Raw genomic sequence first — 25,616 nt, 5'->3', positions numbered from 1 at the left:
CTGAATTAAGGTATCCTGTACGGGCTTTATGTCTATTCTCTCATTTTCGGTTCTAGTATTGCTCTTGCGCTCATAGATTTGGAGTATAAGAGATTACAGAGGGCTGGAGGAGGACATAACTACAATGAATAAAAAATGGTTTCAGCTTTGGAACATCGGCCGTTTAAGGGGAAAAATGCTGGATGTTTTATCGCTGGGGAGAACGATGCTGCTGTTGGCCGGAGGTTCGCTAGTATTTTTTATGCTGCTTGGAGCCGGTGGATTGGCCGGACAGAAGCTTAGCTCTTCACCCATTCCTTCAATGAAGGGGCTTGCTGCCTCTCTGTCTAGTGGTTTTTTCATGGAGCTGCTGGGGATGGAGGTGCCGCATTTACCGCAGGGTAAAGAGCCTTCCGCTTTTTCAGGTGAAAAGGTAACTTCTTTCGTATTTCAGTTGCTGACCAGCGTGAATCCAGGTGACCCTAAGAGTCTAGTCTCTCGTGAAGTGCCGGGGATGGCGGCGGATGATCCATTTCTTTTGCGGAAAGGTTCAGGTGGATCTACAGGAGCACCAGTGGATTATCATCCTGGGACTGATGAACTGGCTGAGGGTGGTGAAGATGCAGAAACTTCTGTTCCGGACGAAGGGGACAAGCATGGAGATACTACAACACAGCAGCCTGAAGCGACGGTTGCACCATCCCCTGAACCATCAGCGGAGGAAGGGACGGATAAGAGTGATCCGCAAAGCGGCACAGACAGCACTAAGGATACCTCGATCAAACGGATTCTAATCTATCATTCACATCCTAGAGAGGCCTACAACCCTCTGTTAGGGGCAGCAAATGAAAATCCCAGCTCTGGAGTTTCAACTAAAAATGTAATGCTGGTAGGATCATATATTACGAAAAGACTGGAACAGCTCGGGATTGGTACGGTTCATGCCAAAGAAGATTTTCCAACCAAAATCACCGACTATAACTGGAACTTTTCCTATAAATATTCCCGGATCTTGGTTAAATCAGCACTCAGCGCAAATGAGGAAATGGATAGTTTTATCGACATTCACCGCGATTCGCAGCGTCATAGCAAAACAACAGCTGTTATTGACGGGAAAAGCTATGCACAGGTCTATTTTATCATTGGACATGCAAATAAAGACTGGAAGAAGAACGAAGAGTTTGCCAATAAGATTCATCAACAGCTTGAAAAGAATTACCCGGGAATATCTCGTGGGATATGGGGAAAAGCTGCGGGTAAAGGAAATAACGGGGAGTACAATCAGACCCTCTCTCCTAATAGTGTTTTGATTGAAGTGGGCGGAATTGATAATTCGGCTGAGGAATTAAAGCGTACGGCTGATATTTTGGCGGATGCTATCGCTGATGTTTACTGGAGCAGTCATGACGCTGAGAAGGTGAACGCACCTGAAAAAGTGGCGAATCCCACTACAACACCAAAGAAATCAAACGGAGCTTCTTAAAATAAATTACCAAGGATTAAAAAGGAGTGGTGTACATGTCGCGTTTCGGAAAAAAACTGGTTATGGTCGGGATTTGGGCAGGGATTGGCATCCTCTTAGGGATGCAGTTCGGCGGAAGCGGTGGTTCAACAGTCTCTAAGATTCTGCCCGGCTGGAATGCCAGCCCGACTACACCCACCAGTCAAGTAACAGGCATGCAGCCACAGCCACAACTGCAAAAGAATGGTGTGACACAGGGTGGGCAGACTTATGTATATGTGCCAATGGTGATCGATCCTGTCACAGGTGCATATACGGCCGTCTCTCCTTTGCCTCAAAATAGCAATACAACGCCAGCCGCAGATCCTCCTCAGCAAGTTGTGGATGATTATAGTACGAAATCTCCGGAGCAAATTCTAATTCCTGAGGAGCAAAAGCCTACAGTTGATGTTCTGGCAGATAAGACGGCAGGTCTCTTGCAGCAGGCTTCCCAGAAGGGAATCCGCTGGGTAGTTTCATTGTTCGCTTCGGCAGAAAATTAACAGCAAATTTAGAAGAAACGGTTATTTCACGGGATCGTGTATAGCTGTTTCTTTTGTTTTGGGCCAGCGCGGGATTGATGGAGTAAGCTTGTACTGTTATAATAAGTGGATTAATATCAGGCTGTCTGTGGGGGTAAGGAATGACTGACGTTCAGAAAAGACAACAACAAATTCGCAATTTCTCGATTATTGCACATATAGACCATGGTAAATCGACACTAGCTGACCGCATTTTGGAATACACGGGGGCACTAACCACGCGTGAAATGCAGGAACAGGTACTCGATCAGATGGATCTGGAGCGCGAACGTGGTATCACAATAAAGCTGCAAGCCGTGCGTTTAACCTATCGTGCAGACGATGGTGTAGAGTATTATCTCAACTTGATTGATACACCGGGGCACGTCGATTTCACCTATGAAGTTTCCCGCAGTCTTGCAGCATGTGAAGGCGCACTGCTGGTTGTGGATGCGGCTCAAGGAATTGAAGCACAGACGCTGGCCAATGTGTATTTAGCACTGGATAATAACCTGGAAATCCTACCTGTGCTCAACAAAATTGATTTGCCAAACGCTGACCCTGACCGGGTAAAGCAGGAGATTGAGGATGTTATCGGGCTGGATACCAGTGAAGCGGTTATGGCATCTGCCAAAGCCGGTATCGGAATCAAGGAAATTCTGGAGCAGGTGGTGAAGCAGGTTCCTGCGCCATCCGGTAATTCAGAAGAGCCGCTTAAAGCATTGATCTTTGACTCTCACTACGATCCTTACAAAGGCGTTATCGTCTATGTGCGCGTAATGGACGGGAAGATCCGTGCAGGTTCGAAGATTAAGATGATGGCAACTGAGAAGACCTTCGAGGTCATTGAAGTTGGCGCATTTATGCCACGTATGACCATTGTCGATGAATTGAACATCGGTGATGTTGGCTTTATCGTAGCTGGGATCAAGCATGTTGGAGATACCCGTGTCGGTGATACTGTCACTGACGCAAAGAATCCTACTGCTGAGCCGCTTCCAGGTTACCGTAAGATCAACCCGATGGTCTATTGCGGGTTGTATCCGATTGAGACCTCCGATTATAACGATCTTCGTGAGGCGCTGGAGAAGCTCCAGCTGAATGATGCTTCGCTAAGCTTTGAGCCGGAAAGTTCAAGCGCGCTTGGATTTGGTTTCCGTTGCGGTTTCCTTGGACTCTTGCATATGGAGATCATTCAAGAGCGGATTGAGCGCGAGTTCAATTTGCCGCTAATCACAACAGCACCGAGTGTTATTTACCGAATTATGCTGACCAATGGCGAAATGATCCAAATCGACAACCCGTCACATTATCCGGAGATCGGTACGATTGACTACATTGAAGAGCCGTATGTTAAAGCAGCGATCATTGTGCCTAACGACTTCGTGGGTACTGTAATGGAGCTGTGCCAGAACAAACGCGGCGAGTTCGTAAATATGGAATATCTAGATACTAATCGTGTAACGATTACGTACGAGATTCCGCTGTCAGAGATCGTTTATGATTTCTTTGATCAGTTGAAATCCGGTACGAAAGGATATGCTTCTTACGACTATGAAATTTGTGGATACCGTCGTTCGAATCTGGTCAAGATGGATATCTTGCTTAACAATGAGCAGGTCGATGCCTTGTCCTTTATCGTTCACCGCGATCGTGCCTACAACCGCGGACGTATCATTTGTGAGAAGCTGCGGGGGATTATCCCGCGTCAAATGTTCGAAGTGCCGATTCAAGCCTCTGTGGGTACGAAGGTGGTTGCGCGTGAAACCGTTAAGGCGATGCGCAAAAACGTACTTGCTAAATGTTACGGCGGCGATATTTCCCGTAAACGGAAGCTGCTGGAGAAGCAAAAAGAAGGTAAGAAACGCATGAAGCAAGTGGGTAGTGTAGAAGTACCACAAGAAGCGTTTATGGCAGTACTGAAGATCGATGAGTAGAAAATAGGTAGAGCCGGGAGAATATCCCGGCTCTATTTTTTTAAGCAGGAGCAGATTACAATAGGGGGAAGGATTGTAAGCACATACAAAGTGAGGGGAGTCCTCGTGAAGCGATTATATTTGAAACTTACGCCAAGTACCTTTAAGAATCGGATTTTGTTAGCCTTCTTGCTGTTGGTACTAACACCCATTGCCATACTCGTTCTATATAACTTTAAAGAGACAGAACAAATGCTGCAGGATAATGCGGAAACGAAGAACATAGAGCAGCTTATTGGTATTAAGAATGGTTTTGTTGATCTCATGAGTCTCGTGATGAAAACAGGGTCATTACTCGAACAAGATACGACGATTTTATCGATAATGAAGAATCCCGAGCAATCTGATGAAATCACGAGAAAAAAACTCGTTGAAAACAAGTTTGGAGCGATTGAAAATACATTCTTTATGAGTGGAGCGACGGTGTATTATACATTAATCGATCTTCATGGAAACGCATACACTTCCTTTATGCCAAAGGAAACCTTGAGCTACGACGAAATCCAATCGGAGGATTGGGTTCAAGCCTTGAAGCGAGAAGGAACGAATCGATATATATGGAATCCGAATGACAAGAATAATGTGGTCCGGGAAAGTACAACAAGTAAGAAAATGCTTAGTCTCTATGAGGTTATGCGTGATAATGGTTTGAATATTTATGCCTATGCAAGATTAAGTATCGATTATGAGGAGTGGTTTACCAGATCAACGTTAGGGAGTAAACAGGAAGGGGCTTTATTTCTACTCGATGCCTTGGGGGGTGTGATGCTTAATCCGCTTAAGGATGAGACTTTTTCCCCTGATATTGCGCAGAGTATTGTGAAGAGTGCCAACCAGCGGCAGACGGGGCGTGCTGCATCCATTGTCGATCCGAAGGAGGAAAGTTTATACACATACAGCTACATCGAGGAGTTAAATGGCTATGTTGTTAAAAAGGTGCAGCTAGCACAGCTATTTCTTGAGGTAGACAAGCAGAAACGACGGTTTTTTGGTGGATTTGGAATCATTCTGCTGCTATTTGTTCTATTAACTTATTTCATATCATCGACGATTACAGTACCGCTTAAGAAGCTACAGAAGAAGATGGAAATGACCGCTAAGACGAATCTCAAAATGAAATTACCCGAACAGGGACGGGGAGAGATTCTTGCCCTGACTCAGAGTTTCAATATCATGATCCATGATTTAAATGAGCTGTTGCAGCGACTTCAGCTTGAAGAAAAACAGAAGCAATTCGTTCGATTTCAGGTATTACTTTCGCAGATGAACCCGCATTTTCTACTAAATACATTGAATACGATAAAGAGCATTGCCTTAGATAAAGATGATGATGAAATTTATGGAATTTGTGTTGCACTAGGAAAAATATTGGAGACAACCTTAAATACTGAAGTCGATTTGATCCTGTTAAAGGATGAAATCGTACTAATAGAATCTTACATGGAGATACAGCGGCAACGTTTTGGACATGGGATTGAAATTCAATATGATATCAACGAGGAACTGCAATACGCATTAATCCCTAAATTTTGTCTGCAGCCCTTAATTGAAAATAGCTTGATTCACGGCTTCGGTCAGTCTGTAAAACAAGGGAGAATTGATATCTCCGCTAAAGTGACTGAGCAACAGCTGTATCTAAAGGTTAGAGATAACGGCATGGGGATAGAAAGAGCACAGCTGAATAAGGCTATACGGAAACGTAAAGGAATCGGTGTTCAGAATATTAGGGAGAGCTTGGAGCTGTTGTTCAAGAATCAACGGACAGGTATGGACATTGTGTCATCAGACACAGGAACTGAAGTGATCATCCATTTTCCATTCCTTATTTCAAAACCTTACGATGGAGGTAAGCTCACATGTGGAGAACGTTAATTGTGGATGATGAACAACCTGCGGTTAAAAGTATACGGAAGCTATTCTTAAAGGCTGGAATCCCGTTTGAAATTATAGGTGAGGCGGAGAATGGAGAAGTAGGCTTGCAAATGATTCGTGAGCTGCAGCCTGATGTGGTAGTGACGGATATCAATATGCCAGTGATGGATGGGGTGAAGCTTCTTCAAATTGCGCGAGAGGAAGGCTTCGACTGCCGGTTTGTAATGTTAACTGCATTGAGTGAATTTGAATACGCCCGGCAGGCGCTCGTATTTGGGGCTTCGGACTACATTTTGAAGTTATCTTTAGATCTCCAAGGTTTGAAGAAGACGATGGGTAAGGTTCAGGCCGAGCTGGAGCGAATGGTGAAGATGAAGAAAGCCGATAAATGGTTTCCTGAGAAGCAACAAACGGGACCGACAGATCATGTGGAGATGAACAAAATTATAGCTTATATTGAAGAACATTATGCTGAGGACATCTCGCTCAAATCCATGTCAGAGTTGATCCGGATGGATGCCAGCTATATAAGTGACTTATTCAAGAAAAAGACAGGGAAAACGTTGACCAATTATATTCAAGAGCGTCGGATTCAGGCTGGGAAAATGCTGCTTGCAGAAACGAAGCTAACAATTAGCGAGATTGGGCAGCAAGTAGGCTTTGAGAACGATAATTATTTTATAAAAATCTTCAAAAAGTGGTGTGGTGTCACGCCAAATGAATTCCGTAAAGAACCAAAAAACGTTCTATAAGTTCCCAAATGTAGTTCATCCCCCAGAATCCGCTCTGATGATAAAGTTATAGATGTAGAGCACAACACATAATCCTTCCAAGGGGGAAGCTATCTATGAAGAAAAAGTGGTATACTGCAGTGCTTTCTGTCTTATTAGCAGGTACGATGCTGGCTGGTTGTGGGAGTGGTGGAAGTAATGAATCGCAGGGCAGTGCAAATGGAGAACCAGCAAAGGAGAAAATAAAGCTTACGATGTGGGGGGCAGTTCCTGCAGAAGCCGGGCCTCAAGCTGTAGTTGATAACTGGAATAAAGATCATCCAGATATTCAAGTCGAGTATATCCGTAATGTAAATGACGATGCAGGCAACTTAAAGCTGGACACTGCTTTGATGACCAATCAAAACATAGACCTTTTCATGAACTACGATCTTGCTCATTTACAGAAACGTATGGATGCAGGCGTTGCCTTGGATCTAAGCACGAAAACAGATTATGATATCGACAGCCAGATCGGCGAGGACGCAGCGATGTGGAAAATCAATGATAAATACTATGGGATTCCTACAAAGAAAAACATGGCGTTTGTATGGTTGAACAAAGATATGCTGGATGCAGCAGGATTACCGATTCCTGCGGTGGACTGGACTTGGTCAGATCTTGAGGAGTATGCGAAGAAGCTAACGAAACCTGGTGTGTACGGATTATTGCAGGCAGATTCCTCCTTCGCAACAACGATGGACGGTACGCTTGCTGGAATGGGTGTGAAACAGGCGGATGGTACTTCAAACTTTGGAAATGATCTCTGGAAACAGCAACTGGAAATATTGCATAACATGATGTTCGTGGACAAATCCACACCGGAATATGGGGAGCAGCTGACCAGTAAAATGCCGGTTGACACCATGTTCCTGCAAGGCAAAGCGGCAATGCTGGCAGCCGGTGAGTTTATTTTCCGCAATGCGAACAACTTGAAGGACTATCCGCATGATTTCAAAACCGCGTTCGCCGCTATTCCAAAAGTGAATAAAGATCAAAAGGATTATAAATATTCGGGCGGTGTGGGCGACATGCTTGCTCTTAATGCAAAGTCCAAGAACCTGGATGCGGCTTGGGAGTTCGCAAAATGGTATGCGGATGGCGGTATGCTGCCAATGGCAAGCGGGGGTCGTATTCCAGCCTCTAAGAGTGTGGACAGTAAGGAAGCGATGAGCCTTCTCTTGAATGGTGTAGAAGACAAATATGATACAGATTCAATGAATAATATTGTATTCGGCAAATTCCCATCCTTCCAGCTAAATGTACCTCAACAAGCCATTGATGCACGTAAAGAAGAGTATGAAAAATACTTCTTAAATAAGCAAGATATTGATACCACGATGAAAAATATGCAAACCCGTTCGCAAGAGTTAATGAAATAAAGAAATAGCTGGCACAAAAGAGAAGGAGGAAGAATTCTTCGTTCTTCTCTTTCGTGTACCCATTTTTCAGCATACGAAAGGCGGCGATACCGTGAAGCGGAGAAGCTGGATGGACAGACAAGGCTGGATCGGCATGACTTTTATTCTCCCGAATATGATTGGTATTCTCTTATTCTTTGTGATTCCTGCAATCTTTTCCTTTGTCCTGATGTTTACGAATTATCAATTTTCAAATCCGAATTGGCAATTTACCGGGCTGGATAATCTCAAACGGTTGTTCCATGACGATAATTTCTATGCCTCGATCAAATATACGGTGATATTCCTGATATCGGTTCCAGTATCGATGGTGCTCGCTTTTATTGTGGCGCTATTTCTAAACCGCAGTGTGTATCTTAAAGGATTATTGCGTGGAATGTTTTTCCTGCCGTATATCTCTAGTGGAGTAGCCGTTGCATTTGTCTGGATGCTGCTATTTCAGCCTTCACAGGGACCCATCAATGAACTGCTTCGCTGGATTGGCATAACATCGCCGCCAGGGTGGTTTGCGGATACGGAAACCGCAATGTATGCCATTGATATCGTACAGATCTGGCTGATGCTTGGCTACAATATGATCATATATTTAGCAGCACTACAGGAAATTTCGACAGAACAGCTAGAAGCTGCCCGGATCGATGGTGCAAGCACATTCAAAACAACATGGAAAATTGTATGGCCTCTTGTTAGTCCAACAACTTTTTTATTAATGATTACCGGATTAATTATGACGATGAAATCGTTCTCGATTATTCAAGCCATTACGGCTGGAGGACCTAGCGGAAGTACGACGGTCTTATCACTATTCGTTTATAAAACAGCATTCAGTTATTACGATATGGGATACGCTTCAGTCATTTCATGGTTCTTGTTCGCCGTCATTCTCGTCATTACAGTCATTCAGTGGATCGGCCAAAAGCGCTGGGTTCATTACTAAATAACCCTACAAAGTGGTGCTTTGCGGGACCCCGAAACCATAAATTAAAGGAGCAGGCGGTATGAATGAAAAAGCAGGAAACATGAAGGTGAAGCTGCCAGTAACGATCATCATGTTTGTTCTAGGACTATTTATGATTGTGCCTTTTCTATGGATGCTCAGCACATCTTTTCAGACACCTGCCGAGGTGTTTAACGAATGGCTGCCTTCATCTCTCAACTGGAGCAATCATATTCGGGTGTGGACAGGAAGTTATGATTTTGTTCCGTATTATTTAAATTCACTTAAGATATCGATTATTGGAACTGCGGGAGCTGTGTTTCTATCTGCCCTTGCCGCTTACGGATTTTCACGTACTTCGTTTAAAGGGCGGGATGGCCTATTTGTCATATATCTATCCATGATGATGGTTCCACCGCAGGTGCTTTTTGTTCCTAAGTTTATCATGTTTAACTGGGTTGGGATTTACAATACGCATTTGGCCCTAATCCTTCCAGCCATGTTCTCGATCTTCGGTGTATTTATGCTTCGGCAGTTCTTTATGGGCATTCCTAAGGAAATTACGGAATCTGCTTTTCTGGATGGAGCCGGTCATTACAAAATATTTTTCCGCTTAATTCTGCCATTAGCGAAGCCGGCAATCGCTACGTTTGCTATTCTTGATTTCTCCTGGCAATGGAATGATTATGAGAATGCGCTTGTATTTTTGCAGAGCCCTAAGCTATATACCATTCCGCTTGGATTGCAGAATTTTATTCTTGAGAACAATGTGGATTACAACGGGATGATGGCCGCTTCGTCGGCTGCGATCATTCCAATGATTGTTATCTTCTTCATAGGTCAGAAATATATTATTCAAGGAATTTCTAGCTCGGCTGTGAAAGGCTAACTATAGGAGGGATACTGACATGAGAACAGAAACGGTTAAATCCGATGTGACAGTGGTCGGGGGTGGACTTGCAGGGATGAACGCGGCGATTGCTGCAGCACGTCTTGGGTTAAAGGTAGCACTGGTACAGAATCGTCCTGTACTTGGTGGTAACTCGAGTTCAGAGGTTCGGGTATGGGTATGTGGTGCAACAGGACATGGTGTAAATCGCTATGCACGGGAGACAGGCATTATGGGTGAGCTGTTCATCGAGAATCAATACCGGAACCCGGAAGGGAATCCATATCTATGGGATCTAACCTTGCTCGAAGCGGTGAAGGCAGAATCGAATATCAGCTTGTTCCTAAATACCGATGTACGTGAAGTGGAAGCGGAAGGTGAGGCAGAGGAGCGTACGATTCAGAGTGTGACCGGCTGGATGATGGGATCTGAGCGTTTAATCACGTTCGAGAGCGATGCTTTCATCGATTGTACGGGTGATGGTTTAGTGGGCTTCCTAGCAGGAGCGGATTTCCGATTAGGACGTGAAGCCCGTCATGAATTTAATGAGGAATGGGCACCAGAAGTGCCTGATAATATTACATTAGGCAGTACATTATTATTCTATACACAGGATACTGGAAAACCGGTACGTTATGTTGCACCCTCATTCGCGAAGGATATTACAACAACGTCTATCCCGATCCGCCGGGTCATTCGGAGTGGGGATTCAGGCTGTCACTACTGGTGGATTGAGTGGGGCGGCGAGCTTGATACGGTGGATGAGAATGAACGTATACGTGATGAACTATCCTCTGTTATTTATGGGATTTGGGATTACATTAAAAACTCAGGTCATTTTGATGCCGAAAATATGACGCTGGAGTGGGTTGGCTCAATTCCGGGTAAACGTGAATACAGACGGTTTGTTGGCGATACGATCTTAACGCAAAATGATATTCTTGCGCAGCGTGAATTTGCAGACCGGATTGGATTCGGAGGATGGTCGATTGATCTGCATCCACCGCAAGGGATGTACGCAGAAGAGAGTGGCTCCAAGCATCTGCATGCGGACGGGATCTACCATATTCCATTTGGTTCGCTATATTCGAAGAATGTGCGGAATCTATTCTTCGCGGGTCGTAATATCAGTGCATCTCATGTGGCTTTTGGAACCACACGTGTTATGGCAACCTGTGCGATCATGGGTGAAGCAGCTGGAGCAGGTGCCGCTTTATCCGTCATCAAAGGTGTGACTCCACGTGTAATTCGCGAGCATCATATGCATGAATTACAACAGGTGATGTTGAAGCAAGATGCTTCGATTATTGGATTACGTAACGAAGATCCACTGGACCTCGCCAGAAAAAGCGAGATTCATGCATCCAGCACGTTGAATGGTATCCTGCTGGATCGTCCAGCCGAAGCTTATGAGCTTTCTCATGATGTAGGGATTTTGTTTCCGGTTGAAGGAAGTATCCGTGGGTTAAGGCTGCTTGTGTCAGCAACTATTCAGACGCAGCTGACCGTGGAGATCTGGACGACTGGACGCGCGGAAAATTACGTGCCGGCGGAGTGCAAACAGGTTGATTTTATAACAGTAAAGGCTGGAGAGCAGCAATGGATTGAAGTTCCGATACAAGAGGAGAAATGTAGTCTTATCGGCGAATGTAATATCTTCGCTATTATTCGAGCTAATGAACACCTTCAATTGCATATTTCAGAAACCCCAATCACAGGTGTCATTACATTTGAGTGCGGTGCTAAATCCGTTGTTGATTCAGCGCTGGAAGATCATCAGCCAGATCAGCCGGTGATAGAGTGGAGCATGAAACAACTTGTACGCAGGCATTTCTGCTTTGCAGTAGAAACATCGGCATATGCTGCATCTAAAGTCATTGATGGGTATGTTCGACCTTTCGCGGGACCGCATAGCTGGGTTTCTGAGCCGATGACCGCGGGTAGATCGGAGTGGGTAGAGGCGCGTCTCCCTGATGCTGTTCCAGTCTCCGAAATCCATTTCACCTTTAATGATGATGTCAATGAAGATCTCATCAACTTACATCACCATGAAACGCCATTTCTAGTGATTCCTGAACTGGTAAAGAACTATGATGTAGAGCTGCTCATTGATGGCGCGTGGCAAGTCATGCTCCGTGTCAAAGATAACCATCGCCGGAAAAATGTTCATCGATTAGAGAAGCCTGTCCTTACAGATGCTGTCCGGATCGTTATTCATGAAACTAACGGTGGAGTACATGCCGAACTTGTGGAAATGCGGATTTATCAAGAAGCAACGGCTTTGCCGTCCTTATAGGGACGGTATCCGTTTCTGCGGGAAATACAAAATATATAGGATAACGTAAAACTTATACTTTCTTATATTATAAAATAGAGTTCATCTATAAATGAACGCCCTCGGAGGGAAGCTGTCAGGCTTCCCTTTTCTTGTTTTTTAGATTACACTATTCAAACGATATTTTTATATAAAGGAGACAGCTAATGACAACGAAGACTAATGGCCGTCCCCCTGAGGCTGTATACATTCATATCCCTTTTTGTACCAATAAGTGCTTTTATTGTGATTTCAATTCCTATGTACTCAAGGATCAGCCAGTTATGGATTATCTCGAAGCTTTGGATCGAGAGATGGAGCAGACCGTCAAGAACACCCCTCCGGGTGTTATCAAAACGATCTTCGTCGGCGGAGGCACACCCACTGTTTTAAAACCTGATGAAATGGCTTATTTCTTAAAGTCTGTTCGCACGCATTTCCCCAACTGGGATAAAGATATTGAGTTTTCTATGGAAGCTAACCCTGGAACAACGGATCTGGACAAGCTGACGGTTATGAAAGAAGGCGGCGTGAACCGGGTGAGCTTTGGTGTTCAAGCATTTCAGAACGAGCTGCTCACAGGCATCGGCCGGATTCATAATGTAGATGATGTATACCGGAGCCTAGAGAATGCACGTGCAGTTGGACTAAATAATCTTTCGGTTGACCTGATGTTTGGGCTGCCTAATCAAACTGTTGAGATGTTGGGCGAAAGTATCCGCAAGGCGTTGGAGCTGGATCTACCCCACTATTCTATTTACAGCTTGAAGGTGGAGGAGAATACTCTTTTTCACACGCTGTTTAATAAGAACAAGCTTCCTCTTCCTAATGAAGAAGATGAATTGCAAATGTACCTCCTGTTGATGTCCTCTATGAAGGAAGCGGGTTACAATCAATACGAGATCAGTAACTTCGCGAAACCAGGAATGGAGAGCCGCCATAATATCACCTACTGGCGTAATGAAGATTATTATGGTCTAGGAGCAGGAGCGCATGGATATGTGGGACGTCAGCGGCATATTAATGTTAAGGGCGTAAATCCATATGTAGAAGCCACACGTAAAGGGCTGCCACGACTGGATGCATACCCAATCTCAGAAGCAGAAGCGATGGAAGACTTTATGATGGTCGGCTTGCGTATGCATGAGGGCGTCTCTAATGAAGCTTTTCAGGCGCAATTCGGGCGTTCAATAGAGGAAGTATTCGAGAAATCCTTGCATAAAATGCTGCATGCAGGGCTGTTGGAACAAGAAGCAGGGGTTTACCGACTCAGCAAGCAAGGAATCTTGTTTGGGAACGATGTTTTTGCTGAATTTGTAGGCGCCCTGACAGAAGTTTAATTTTAAAATACCCCTTGAATTGTAATTCACTCTGTTGTATATTTATTCATATTATCAACAGAGGGGTGAACCAAAGTGCTTGCCAAGACGGAAATGATTCGCCATTCGTCTCCAGCGGGAGACGCACAGGTGATTTGTAGAAATGCTGTGGTAGAAGACGTTGAGCCATTGTATCTAATGATAGAAGAGTATGCCCAGCGCGGCATCATGTTGCCCCGTTCCCGGCAGGCGCTGACACGCCAGATCGATCAATTCGTAGTTGCCGAAATCGAAGGCAGATTCGTAGGCTGTGGTTCACTTTTCAAGCTCGGGAATGATCTCGTAGAGATTCGTTCAATTGGATTGAATGATGAAGGTAAGGGTAAAGGCGTAGGCTCCATGATATTGGCGAAGCTGGTCGAGGAAGCTAGGAACCAGAAAATCCCAAAGGTTATGGCACTAACCTATGCTGTTGATTTTTTTCTTAGAAATGGATTTGAAGTCGTCCAGAAAGAGATTTTCCCTGAAAAAGTATGGACAGATTGCGTGAATTGTAAAAAGCAGCATGCCTGCGATGAAATAGCAGTGCTTAAGATACTGAACTGACTTGACAATGTCAATGTCAGTTTGGTATTTTTGTATTAGTGGTTAGCACTCATCTGAGTCGAGTGCTAACGAATCGGAGCCACAGCCGATAGGAGGGAATAACATGTTAACTGATCGCCAGAGAATGATACTAAATGCAATTGTGGATGATTATATTTCATCGGCAGAGCCAGTAGGATCTCGCAGCATTTCTAAACGGGGAGATGTAGGATACAGTCCGGCTACGATTCGAAATGAAATGGCTGACCTAGAGGATTTAGGTTATCTCGAGCAGCCTCATACATCGGCGGGAAGAATTCCTTCCCATAAAGGATACCGATATTATGTGGATCATTTGGTACCGTGGAATTCCGCCGAAACGGCAGAAATGGGCACGATCCGCGCTTTTTTTGCCGAGAAGCTAAATGCAATGGAGCAGGTAATCCAACATGCGGCGATGATTCTTTCCAATATGACGAATTATACTTCCATCCTGCTGGGACCGGAGGTTTTTCATACTTCATTGCGTCATTTTCAGTTGTTACCACTAGATGATACAACCGCTGTGGCCATTATCGTCACAAGTACGGGGCAAGTTGAGAATCGTACGGTGAACATTCCGCCGGAGATTTCTGTTTCCGAGATGGAGAAAGTGGTTAACCTACTGAATAGTAAACTGGTCAATGTACCACTCTATAAGCTGAAGACTCGGCTCTATTCCGAGCTTGGCGAAGAAATGCAGCGTCACATCTCACATTATGAAGAATTAATGCAGGTGCTGGACACCGCGCTGGAAAGCGATCAAGAGCAGCGCATCTATCTCAGCGGAGCAACGAATATGCTGACACAGCCTGAGTTCAAAGACGTAGACAAGGTGAAGAGTATTCTTGATCTGCTGGAAGAGACACCGACACTGCTCAAAATGCTGGCCCCTACAGTGGGTGGCACAGGTATTCAAGTACGAATAGGAACAGAAAACAATCACGAAGCGTTCGCTAACTGTAGTCTGATCACCGCCACTTATTCACTTGATGGGCAGGCACTAGGAAGCATTGGGATCCTTGGGCCGACCCGTATGGAATATGCAAGAGTGATGGGGATCTTGGGCATTTTATCCCGAGATTTGACAGCGATGCTGGCGCACTGGTATAAGTGAACAGAGTCAACATGATTTCGTGAATGATTTTAAGGAGGTGAAGACAACTTGAAAAAGGAACAAGTTCAAGATTCTAATGAATTCAAAGAGGAATTGATCAATGAGGAGCCTGTGGCTGAAGTAGTCTCAGATGCCGACTCATTTACAGCTGAAAACGTTAGTGAAGGTGCTTCAGATACAGGTGCTGAGGTGAAACGCCTACAGGATCTTGCTGATGAATATCAAGGTCGTGCACTGCGTGCACAAGCTGATTTTGATAACTTCCGTCGTCGTACCCAGAAGGAAAAAGAAGAGTTGGCTCAATATGCTACCTCCAAGCTCCTGACGGAATTGCTTTCCGTGCTGGACAATTTCGAGCGTGCGTTAGTCACTACTCCAGCTAATCCTGAATCCGAAGCTTTCGCGAAGGGCGTTAATATGATTTTCCGTCAGCTGGATGGGGTATTGAAGGCTGAGGGGCTTACAGCTATGGAAACAGTAGGACAGCCTTTTAATCCTGAATACCATCAGGCTATTATGCAGGTTGAGAGCGAGGAGTACGAAGAGGGGATCGTTACAGAAGAGGTTCAAAAGGGATATCTTCTGAAAGATAGAGTTCTTCGTCCGGCCATGGTCAAAGTCAGCATGTAGTCTGTCTATATAGGACGGGCAGTTTCTGCTCGCCATAAAGCAGCAGTGCTTTTGCCTACTATTTATCCGATTGCAGGCTGTTGCCCGGATAGTTTATTATCAATCGAATTTTTTTGATATTTTTATAAATTTATTGAGCTTAGGCTCCATATAACTTTAGAGGAGGCAAATTATTGTGAGTAAAGTTATCGGTATTGACTTAGGAACCACGAACTCTTGCGTTGCCGTTATGGAAGGCGGCGAAGCCGTAGTAATTCCAAACCCAGAAGGCGCGCGTACAACCCCTTCGGTTGTAGGCTTTAAGAAAGACGGCGAGCGTATCGTCGGTGAAACGGCTAAACGCCAAGCAATTACTAACCCTGATCGTACGATCAGCTCTGTTAAACGTCACATGGGTACTAACCACAAAGAAAGCATTGATGGTAAAGACTACTCCCCACAAGAAATTTCGGCAATGATTCTGCAAAAGCTGAAATCCGATGCAGAGGCTTATCTTGGCCAAACTGTTACTCAAGCAGTTATCACTGTTCCTGCTTATTTTAATGACAGCCAACGTCAAGCTACCAAAGATGCAGGTAAAATTGCAGGTTTGGAAGTTCTGCGTATTGTGAACGAGCCAACAGCAGCAGCTTTGGCATATGGTCTGGAGAAATCCGAAGATCAAACCATTCTAGTCTATGACCTTGGTGGCGGTACTTTTGACGTATCCATCCTTGAACTTGGTGATGGCTTCTTCGAAGTAAAAGCTACAAGCGGCGACAACAAGCTGGGTGGCGACGACTTTGACCAAGTGGTTATGGATTACCTGGTATCCGAATTCAAAAAAGAGCAAGGCATTGATCTGAGCAAAGATAAATCTGCTGTGCAACGTTTGAAAGATGCAGCTGAAAAAGCGAAAAAAGAATTGTCAGGCGTACTGACAACAACTGTATCGCTTCCGTTCATCACTGTGGTTGACGGCGTACCTCAGCACTTAGAGATCAACTTGACTCGTGCGAAATTTGATGAACTGACTGCTGGTCTGGTAGAACGTACATTGGGACCAACTCGTCAAGCATTGTCTGATGCTGGCATGACCCCTGCAGACCTTACTAGAATCGTTCTGGTTGGTGGTTCTACACGTATCCCAGCTGTACAAGATGCTATCAAAAAGCTTACTGGCAAAGAACCACACAAAGGTGTGAATCCGGATGAAGTAGTAGCTCTTGGTGCTGCTGTTCAAGCGGGTGTATTGACTGGTGATGTTAAAGACGTTGTATTGCTTGACGTAACTCCGCTTTCCCTGGGTATTGAAACTGCAGGTGGCGTGTTCACGAAGATGATCGAGCGTAATACTACCATTCCTACAAGCAAATCCCAAGTATTCTCAACCTTTGCTGACAACCAACCTAGCGTAGAGATTCACGTGCTGCAAGGTGAGCGTCAAATGGCAAATGGCAACAAGACACTGGGACGTTTCATGCTGAACGAGATTCCACCAGCACCACGTGGCGTGCCACAAATCGAAGTTTCTTTCGATATTGATGCCAACGGTATCGTAAATGTATCTGCGACAGATAAAGGCACGAACAAGAGCCAAAAAATCACTATCACTTCTTCCAGCGGCCTGAGCGACGCAGAAGTAGAACAAATGATGAAGGATGCCGAGCTTCACGCTGAGGAAGACCGTAAGCGTAAAGAACTGGTAGAAGCGAAGAACGGTGCTGACCAACTCGTGTATTCTACTGAAAAAGTAATTAAAGACCTTGGCGATAAAGCTGATGCTTCTGATGTTGAAAAAGCAAATGAAGCTAAAGATAAAGTTAAAGCAGCACTTGAAACTGACAATCTTGAAGAAATCAATGCAGCTACAGAAGCATTGACTGAGATTGTACAACAGTTGTCCATGAAGCTGTACGAACAAGCTGCTCAAGCTGAGCAAGGTGCTGAAGGTGGCGCTGGAGCCGCTGAAGGCGCTCCTAAAAAAGATAATGTAGTTGACGCTGACTATGAGGTTGTTGACGAAGATAAGAATCAAGGGTAACCTTATACGATAAGTGTAATAGGAAACTGATAAATTCTTATATAGTTAAGAAGGGAAGGTCAAAACCGGGTCATCCCGTGTTTTGACTTTCCTTTTGTAATATCAGATTGCACACTCTTTGCGAATGCGCCTTCTGATATTGTAAGAATAAACATCGCTGAATCTGGATGGTCAGATCCTGAGGTTTTATCGTATAATGGTTTGTTTGACAGGTAATAAGGAATTTGAGTATGTATGCACGGAGGTGAAAGCAGTGGCAGATAAACGCGATTATTATGAAGTGCTTGGCCTTAGTAGAGATGCTTCAGACGATGAGGTGAAAAAAGCGTACCGGAAATTAGCGCGCCAATATCACCCAGACGTGAATAAAGCAGATGACGCTGAAGCTAAGTTTAAGGAAGTAAAAGAAGCTTATGATGTTCTTAGTGATGGACAACAGCGAGCTAGATATGACCAATATGGCCATATTGACCCTAACCAAGGTATGGGCGGCTTCGGAGGCGGCGGTGGTGGCGACTTCGGAGGACTTGGCGATATCTTTGATATGTTCTTTGGAGGCGGCGGACGCCGTGATCCTAACGCACCGCAGCGCGGTGGGGATTTGCAGTATACCATGACCATTGAATTCAAGGAAGCGGTATTCGGCAAAGAAACCGATATTACTATTCCACGTACAGAAACTTGCGATACCTGCTACGGCTCCGGGGCTAAACCGGGCACTAAACCAGAGACTTGTTCCGTATGTCATGGTAGTGGACAACAGGAATTCGTACAGAATACACCGCTTGGACAGATGCGTAATCGTCGTCCTTGTTCACATTGCAGTGGTACAGGTAAGATTATTAAGGAAAAATGTACGACTTGCGCCGGACAGGGTAAAGTTAAAAAGCAACGCAAGATCCATGTGCGTATCCCGGCCGGTGTTGATGACGGTGCACAGCTGCGCATGACTGGCGAAGGCGAAGGCGGCTTACGCGGCGGTCCTGCTGGAGACTTGTATATTGTTATCCGTGTCAAATCGCATGATTTCTTCGTGCGTGAGAACGATGATATTATGTGCGAGGTTCCGCTTACGTTTGCACAGGCAGCACTTGGTGATGAGATTGAAATTCCAACCTTAACCGAAAAAGTGAAGCTGAAGATTCCTGCCGGAACGCAAACAGGCACTTTCTTCCGCCTCAAAGGTAAAGGTGTTCCACGTCTGCGTGGATCTGGCCAAGGTGATCAGCATGTACGGGTAATTGTTGTGACACCTAGCAAGCTCAATGAAGAGCAAAAAGAATTGCTACGCCAGTTCGCTTCTCTGAACGGAGAAAACACACATGAGCACGAGCAGTCCTTCTTTGATCGTGTGAAACGTGCGTTTCGCGGGGACTGATATCCTAACTCATTCATTCAGTAAATGAATAGAAAAAGACAGCAGAGCAGCGACCTCCCGTTCTTGGGGGATCGCTGCTCTGCGTTTTTGTCCAGGCATGAGATTAGGGCAGGGCCAGTTAACTAACCTCATGCAATTCTTTGGTTGAGCTGTGATGCTGGAACCTGCGGAATTCTGCGTGTTTGGCTAACTGGTTCAATCCCGTAACCCCGGTAAACCTGGTAACCCCGGTAAATTCGGTAACCCCGGTGACCCCGACAAGTCCGGCAACCCCGGCAACCCCGGCAACCCCGGCAACCCCGGCAACCCCGAACCGCGAACCGCGAACCGCGAACCGCGAACCGCGAACCGCGAACCGCGAACCGCGAACCGCGAACCGCGAACCGCGAACCGCGAACCGCGAACCGCGAACCGCGAACCGCGAACCGCGAACCGCGAACCGCGAACCGCGAACCGCGAACCGCGAACCGCGAACCGCGAACCGCGAACCGCGAACCGCGAACCGCGAACCGCGAACCGCGAACCGCGAACCGCGAACCGCGAACCGCGAACCGCGAACCGCGAACCGCGAACCGCGAACCGCGAACCGCGAACCGCGAACCGCGAACCGCGAACCGCGAACCGCGAACCCTGTAACCTTGAAACCCCCGACTGGTCTCCAGCTTTTTTAAACACACTATATGCTTTGAATTATCTAGGTGGGCTTGCGGACTCAGCTGACGCTATTTGTACATTTTTCTCCTTTTGAGCGAAGTTTCGGACTCCAGTGCAGCTATTGCCCAGAAAAGCGCTCGTATTTGGTGTTTTTCGTGCTAATAGCGACTATGGGGTCCGTTGGCATGGCAAATAGCGCATAATCCAGTGTTTAAGTGCAACTGAGTCCGAAAGCGCTGAGAATAATCATCTGCGTGGATAGAACCCAGAAGACGCTGGAGGCTTACGGACCCAGCTGACGCTATTTGCACATTTTTCTCCTTTTGAGCCAAGTTTCGGACTCCAGTGTAGCTATTGCTCAGAAAAGTGCTCATATTTGGTGTCTTTCGTGCTAATAGCGACTATGGGGTCCGTTGGCATGGCAAATGTCGCATAAATCAGCGTTTAAGTGCATCGGTGTCCGATAGCGCTGAGAATAATCATTTGAGTGGATAGGACCCGGAAGACGCTGGAGGCATACGGACTCAGCTGACGCTATTTATACATTTTTCTCCTTTTGAGCGAAGTTTCGGACTCCAGTGCAGCTATTGCCTAGAAAAGTGCTCATGATTGGTGTTTTTTGTGCTAATAGTGACTATGGGGTCCGTTGGCATGGCAAATGTCGCATAATTCAGCGTGTAAGTGCAACTGTGTCCGATAGCGCTGAGAATAATCATCTGAGTGGATAGGACCCAAGAGACGCTGGAGGCATACGGACCCAGCTGACGCTATTTGCACATTTATCGCTTTTTGTGCGAAGTCGGACCCAGCTGACGCTATTTGCAAATTTTTCTCCTTTTGTGCGAAGTTTCGGACTCCAGTGCAGCTATTGCCTAGTAACACGCTCATATTTGGTGTCTTTCGTGCTAATTGCGACTATGGGGTCCGTTGGCATGGTAAAAGTCGCATAAATCAGCGTTTAAGTGCAACTGTGTCCGATAGTTGCCTCGTATACGCCGCAGATGTGACCTTAAGACGAGAAAGCCCCAGCAGCCATTTGGCTGCTGGGGCTTTCTTTGAGAGTTCAACTAGATACTGTTTAAGAACGTAGGTCCTCAAACACACGGCTCAGAATGGTTGCTGCTTGTGCACGAGTCAGAGTGCCTTGTGGATTGAAGTTGTCCGCACCAACGCCCTTGAGATAACCTTTGCTTACAGCATAGGCTACGGCGTTACGTGCTTCTGCAGCGATGTTGTCGGCATCCTTAAAGCTCAAAGGAGTCTTAGCTACTGTAAGATCAGCGCCTAGGGCCTCAGCAATGATAAGGGCTGCTTCTTCGCGAGTCAGCACATCGCGTGAACCACTTTGTTTGATACGAGTATTCCATGTGTCACCTTTTCCGAGTAGACGGTCGAAGAGCGTTAACAGTTCCGCTTGATTTAAGGTGTCAGCAGGTTTGAAGCTGCCATCGGTTCCTTTGCCGGCAATGATGCCATGAGCAGCAAGAACTTCGATATCGCCTTTAGCCCAGTGTGTGCCGATATCCTTGAAGCTTACATTACGGGATGCCACGCTATAAGAGCCGTCGCCAGTAACTGTAAACTGTAGAATACCTTCTTTAGAGAAAGATCCAGGTTGCAGATAGGACCATTTATGATCCTTTGTTTCTGCATAGGCGGCAGTTTTTCGAGCATCACGTAGACTGCTGTCTTTTAGATTAAGCTGAAGGGTAACCGGCTTTCCGGTTGTCCAACCATTTTTGATGGTAAGAATGGAAGAACCAATATTGATCGCAGCTGAGCTTCCTGATAACACTGCTGCATCACTAGCATCAGCCAGACTTATCGTAAGCAACAAACCACTGCTGCTAATGAAATCCGGAAGGGTTGCCGCTGGAATAAGAACATTGAACCCATTACCGTTAAGGCTGAGTGCATTCTCCGATTTCTTCAACTGTTCAGCTTGCGCCGGGGTAAGCGTAATAACAACTTGGCTATACTTATTGAAATTCACATCGCTAAGATCAAGTACAGAAGTCTTATCTTTTGCATTCTGAATCGAATTTGTTAATGCAGTATCTAAGATATTAAACACCGCTGAAGCTTTACCACCAGCTGGATCGGCTGTCTCTACTAGCTTCCCGGATTTCGAAGAAGGTCCAGGAGTGGGAGTGCTGGTTGCTGTAGGTACATACGACTCAGAAGATGGAGGCGATGTAGGCGATGTAGGCGATGGTGTCGGTGTTGGTGTTTCTGTTGGATCTGGCGTTGCTGATGGTGTTGGTGTTGGCGTTGGTGTCGGCGTTGGCGTTGGTGTTGGTGTAGGCGTTGGTGTAGGTTTTTCAGGTGTGTTTACAGTTACACTTACTGTTCTCAAACCAGATGGGATAGTTGATGTTGTGGCATCATTCCAAATCTGGACATCATATAGCTCAAAGGAATAATCTCCTGCTGTTGCTGGTTCGAAGGTTATTTGGGCTAGTGAGCCAGAGCCGTGATAAGCACCTCCTGACAGATTGACACTATATTGTGTCAGTTTTTGGCCGTCTCCAAGGTCATACGTTTGTGAATATTCTGTAAGTGGAACACTAGAGAAATGCTCCTCTTGATACGTAACCAGCTGTACGCTTGGCTGGATTACTGGTGTTTCAAGGGAATCATCGTATATGACACCGAATGAAGCCCCATAGACGCCATAAACCTCATCTGTCACGGAATAATCTAAATTAACGGTCACAGATTGTCCTACTTCAATGGTGGATGCAGAAAGAGCCGGAGTTACTGTGAAAGTACCGTCCCCTGTGCTATAAAGCAGCCGCTGAACGTAATCATCGTCGTCTGCACCATTGCCAACTTTATCGACCACATGGACTTTGTACTCATTTAGCCCCTCGTTAACAGGAACATCAATGGTAAAGGCACCGTTATTTGCAATCACACCGCCAAATTTATAAGCATTCCCATCATAATGTTTGCCTTCGGCATATACGGTAAACCAGTTTCCAATAGGGTTTGTATTAGAAATATAATAGGCCATTAGGTCATCATCAATGAAACCACTAATTTGTGCCACGCCAGGATCGGTTGGCGCTTCGCGTTCATACTCCTCAATGGTGATGCCGGAAACTAGCGGCTTCTCGGTATCAATTGTGAACTCGGCCTTTTGTTTCTCGAGCAGTTGCCCATTGGGAAGCACAGGAATGATGTAGTAGTGACCATCTGCTAAAGTAGACTTGGCGGAGGTCTCCAGGTCTGTTAATGTTCCATCCCAATTTGGAACTTCGTATACACCACGATAGATCTTCTCATCGATCGCATAAACTTCACCTAAAACTGTTGCGGGAGCATCTTTTGAAGAGGCAACGAAACTTATGCCTTCCAGCTCTTCATTGACAGAAAAGGTAAAGGTGGTGTCGTCTGAGCGACCATCACCATTAGGTGAAATTTGTGGACTTTCAAAAGAGAGCTGATTAATAGGTGCTACATTAAATTGGTCACCTACAACAACGTTAAATGGCAGACGAAGGGTTTCTGTATCAGAGGTAAGTAACAGGATGCCTTCATATGCGCCCTCTTTTGCTGTTTTAGATACATTGAGTGTAAATTGTGCATATTGATCTGCCCCTGAGGTAACGCTGTTTGGTGCAAAATCAATACTAATATCAGTAGGAGCTTCTGTCAGCCATTTGGTGGACAGGGTGTATGTTTCTCCGTTTCCTTTAAAGTCCTCTACATAGACAGCTTTCGTTACAGTAACACCCTTTGGCTGTAAGCCGAAGGATAAGGAACCTGTGTAATAAGGGATTTCAACAGTACCCGGAAGACCGCTGTTAAGGATCTCACCGACTTTAGCAATGGATTTAGCGTTTATCGACTTCTCCAAATTAATTAAACCTGCACCTTGTTGGTACAAGGAGTAAGAATTCCCATCACGGTTAAAAATAGGATCAGCATTGTTCATCAACAGAGCTTTAATTTCATTTGGCTTCAGATCAGAGTTTTTACTCAGTAACAAAGCCACAGCTCCTACAACATGTGGGGTTGCCATGCTAGTGCCATTTTTTAAGCCGAAAGCATGGTCATAGTTCCCATCCCAGCTAGGGATCGTCGAGTTGATATTGACTCCGGGCGCTACAACATCAGGTTTTATTAGATAATCGGGCATCCCTGGACCCATAGAACTGAAGTTTGCTAACTGATTTACTTCAAGCGCTATATAGTAACTGATTATATCTTTAGCAGCAGCCATCTGAGTTTTTATTTTTTTGCCATCGGCTTGACTGATTCCGTAGGTAGGAATGTAATCCCCAGGCGCACCAAGGGTGGGGCTGATTTCACCAGGCTCATTATTGGCAATCAGCAAAAGCTTCGCACCAGCAGCTTTGGCATTAAGAGATTTGTCTGAGAAGCTCAGCGAGCCCCGATCAACAAGCACTACCTTATCTTTGACATCCAGATTTTTGTAATCGGAAGGACTCCCAAGACCAGCGAAAACGATCTTACTGCCAGCAATATTATCGATTAAATCTGGGGAGTAACTGGCTAATGTCCCGGGAATCTTTTTAACATCGCCAATATCAAAGAAAGGGGTATTTATCGGAGTAGTAGAAGCTCCAACACTAAGCGCGAGTTGGGCACCAGCGGGTTCGCCCAGTGTTCCTGCATCAGGACCAGCGTTACCGGCGGCAACAATAACGTTCACGCCCGATTTTACGGTATTGTCTATCGCGATTGAACTCGCGGAATAGCTTTGGTTGACACTAGAGCCTAGAGAAAGGTTAATCACATCTGCTCCGTCATCGACTGCTTTCTCAATACCCGCAATTACATCCGCTGTGGAACCAGATCCATAGGGACCAAGTACGCGATACGCATACAATTCTACCTCAGGTGCCACATCTAAAATTGTCCCGGCAACGTGTGTACCATGCGAGGTTTCGTAAGGAGTACCTGCTCTTGGAGGGAAGTTAGCATCAGGGGCTGTTTCAGCCGGATCATCATCCTGATCATATACATCATAGCCACCCTTATAATTATCTTTTAACAAAGGGTGATTCTTATCAATACCAGTATCGACAACAGCTACCTGTATATCTTTGCCTGTGTAACCTAAATCATGTAGTTTGTCCGCGCCTATTAGCTTGCCGCTGTCTGAATAGGAACGTGTAACAGGTAATGTCGCTACTTCAACACTGTCTGCTAGTGCATGTACTTCTTCATTTGGATAGATAGCCGCAACGCCTGGAAGCTCTAACAGCTTGTTTACTTGATTGGCTGGCAGCGTAATGGAATACCCGTTAAAAATCTCACTGTATTCAAAACCGATATCGGCATCGATTTTCTGTGTTGAGGAAATAAAGCTTTTATGCTCTGAGATAATTTTACTGCGTTGTGAGGAGACTGAGGATCGTAAAGAATAAGTTTTTGTCTCATTTACATACACACTGACTGGTTTATTAGTCAATTCCACAATTACTGAAACTGGTGCTGAACCTTTGAGTACTCCAGCATAGTTATGAGGGGTCACACTTTGAGATTGTACATCAGTAACCAGGGTTGAAGATTCAAGGGATGAGTTCGCAAATGCAGCTGATGGAAAAAGAACAGACACAGCCAGTCCGAAGCTTGCCGCTCCAATACCAAATCTTTGAATAGAGTGTTTAAAGGTACGTTTCAAATAAGTTCATCCTCCCAAATGAATTTTTTTGTATT

The 25,616-nt window shown here is 45.4% G+C and carries 16 protein-coding genes; 15 read left to right on the top strand and 1 reads right to left on the bottom strand.

The window, feature by feature from the left end:
• Positions 1-124: 124 nt before the first annotated feature.
• The 15 genes from MHB37_RS24860 (at position 125) to dnaJ (ending at position 19,271) form a co-directional block, all read left to right on the top strand.
• On the top strand, positions 125-1,462 hold the full coding sequence (locus MHB37_RS24860) for a stage II sporulation protein P (protein WP_076129693.1): 1,338 nt from the start codon (positions 125-127) through the stop codon (positions 1,460-1,462).
• 35 nt (positions 1,463-1,497) lie between these two features.
• Positions 1,498-1,983 carry a hypothetical protein gene (locus MHB37_RS24855; protein ID WP_076185487.1) on the top strand — a complete coding sequence of 162 codons (486 nt, stop codon included), beginning with the start codon at positions 1,498-1,500 and terminating at the stop codon, positions 1,981-1,983.
• A gap of 140 nt (positions 1,984-2,123) precedes the next feature.
• A complete protein-coding gene (lepA, locus tag MHB37_RS24850; RefSeq protein WP_036677511.1) occupies positions 2,124-3,938 on the top strand; it encodes a translation elongation factor 4 in 1,815 nt (604 codons plus the stop codon).
• 105 nt (positions 3,939-4,043) lie between these two features.
• On the top strand, positions 4,044-5,849 hold the full coding sequence (locus tag MHB37_RS24845; protein ID WP_248549491.1) for a sensor histidine kinase: 1,806 nt from the start codon (positions 4,044-4,046) through the stop codon (positions 5,847-5,849).
• Entirely contained in the window at positions 5,834-6,601 is a 768-nt protein-coding gene (locus MHB37_RS24840; RefSeq protein ID WP_405168643.1) for a response regulator, read from the top strand. Before MHB37_RS24845 ends, MHB37_RS24840 begins: the two co-directional genes overlap by 16 nt.
• A 95-nt stretch (positions 6,602-6,696) precedes the next feature.
• Entirely contained in the window at positions 6,697-8,001 is a 1,305-nt protein-coding gene (locus MHB37_RS24835) for an ABC transporter substrate-binding protein (RefSeq protein ID WP_405168642.1), read from the top strand.
• A 91-nt stretch (positions 8,002-8,092) separates the two neighbouring features.
• The gene (locus tag MHB37_RS24830) at positions 8,093-8,977 is read left to right on the top strand and encodes a carbohydrate ABC transporter permease (protein WP_249267723.1); all 885 of its coding nucleotides are present in this window, start codon (positions 8,093-8,095) and stop codon (positions 8,975-8,977) included.
• Positions 8,978-9,038: 61 nt separating this feature from the next.
• Positions 9,039-9,866 (top strand): carbohydrate ABC transporter permease, encoded by an 828-nt coding sequence (locus MHB37_RS24825; protein WP_076129699.1) that lies wholly within the window; start codon positions 9,039-9,041, stop codon positions 9,864-9,866.
• A gap of 19 nt (positions 9,867-9,885) precedes the next feature.
• Positions 9,886-12,162, top strand: coding sequence for an FAD-dependent oxidoreductase (locus MHB37_RS24820; RefSeq protein WP_405168641.1), 2,277 nt, complete (start codon positions 9,886-9,888; stop codon positions 12,160-12,162).
• Between the two features lie 185 nt (positions 12,163-12,347).
• Positions 12,348-13,520 (top strand): radical SAM family heme chaperone HemW, encoded by a 1,173-nt coding sequence (hemW, locus tag MHB37_RS24815; RefSeq protein ID WP_076105910.1) that lies wholly within the window; start codon positions 12,348-12,350, stop codon positions 13,518-13,520.
• A 93-nt stretch (positions 13,521-13,613) separates the two neighbouring features.
• The gene (locus tag MHB37_RS24810) at positions 13,614-14,105 is read left to right on the top strand and encodes an N-acetyltransferase (protein ID WP_051490987.1); all 492 of its coding nucleotides are present in this window, start codon (positions 13,614-13,616) and stop codon (positions 14,103-14,105) included.
• 103 nt (positions 14,106-14,208) lie between these two features.
• On the top strand, positions 14,209-15,240 hold the full coding sequence (gene hrcA, locus MHB37_RS24805; protein WP_036677493.1) for a heat-inducible transcriptional repressor HrcA: 1,032 nt from the start codon (positions 14,209-14,211) through the stop codon (positions 15,238-15,240).
• A gap of 48 nt (positions 15,241-15,288) precedes the next feature.
• Positions 15,289-15,870, top strand: a complete 582-nt coding sequence (gene grpE / locus MHB37_RS24800; RefSeq protein WP_036677491.1) for a nucleotide exchange factor GrpE — start codon at positions 15,289-15,291, stop codon at positions 15,868-15,870.
• Between the two features lie 175 nt (positions 15,871-16,045).
• A complete protein-coding gene (gene dnaK / locus MHB37_RS24795; protein ID WP_036677488.1) occupies positions 16,046-17,893 on the top strand; it encodes a molecular chaperone DnaK in 1,848 nt (615 codons plus the stop codon).
• A 253-nt stretch (positions 17,894-18,146) separates the two neighbouring features.
• A complete protein-coding gene (gene dnaJ / locus MHB37_RS24790) occupies positions 18,147-19,271 on the top strand; it encodes a molecular chaperone DnaJ (protein ID WP_036677487.1) in 1,125 nt (374 codons plus the stop codon).
• Positions 19,272-21,003: 1,732 nt separating this feature from the next.
• On the opposite strand, the gene MHB37_RS24785 is transcribed toward dnaJ, so the two are convergent.
• Positions 21,004-25,581, bottom strand: a complete 4,578-nt coding sequence (locus tag MHB37_RS24785) for a S8 family serine peptidase (RefSeq protein WP_405168640.1) — start codon at positions 25,579-25,581, stop codon at positions 21,004-21,006.
• Positions 25,582-25,616 lie beyond the last annotated feature (35 nt).

The organism is Paenibacillus sp. FSL H3-0286, assembly GCF_045040705.1.
GTDB classification, from domain to species: Bacteria; Bacillota; Bacilli; order Paenibacillales; family Paenibacillaceae; genus Paenibacillus_AQ; species Paenibacillus_AQ odorifer.
This window is presented reverse-complemented; position numbering and strand designations above follow the sequence as displayed.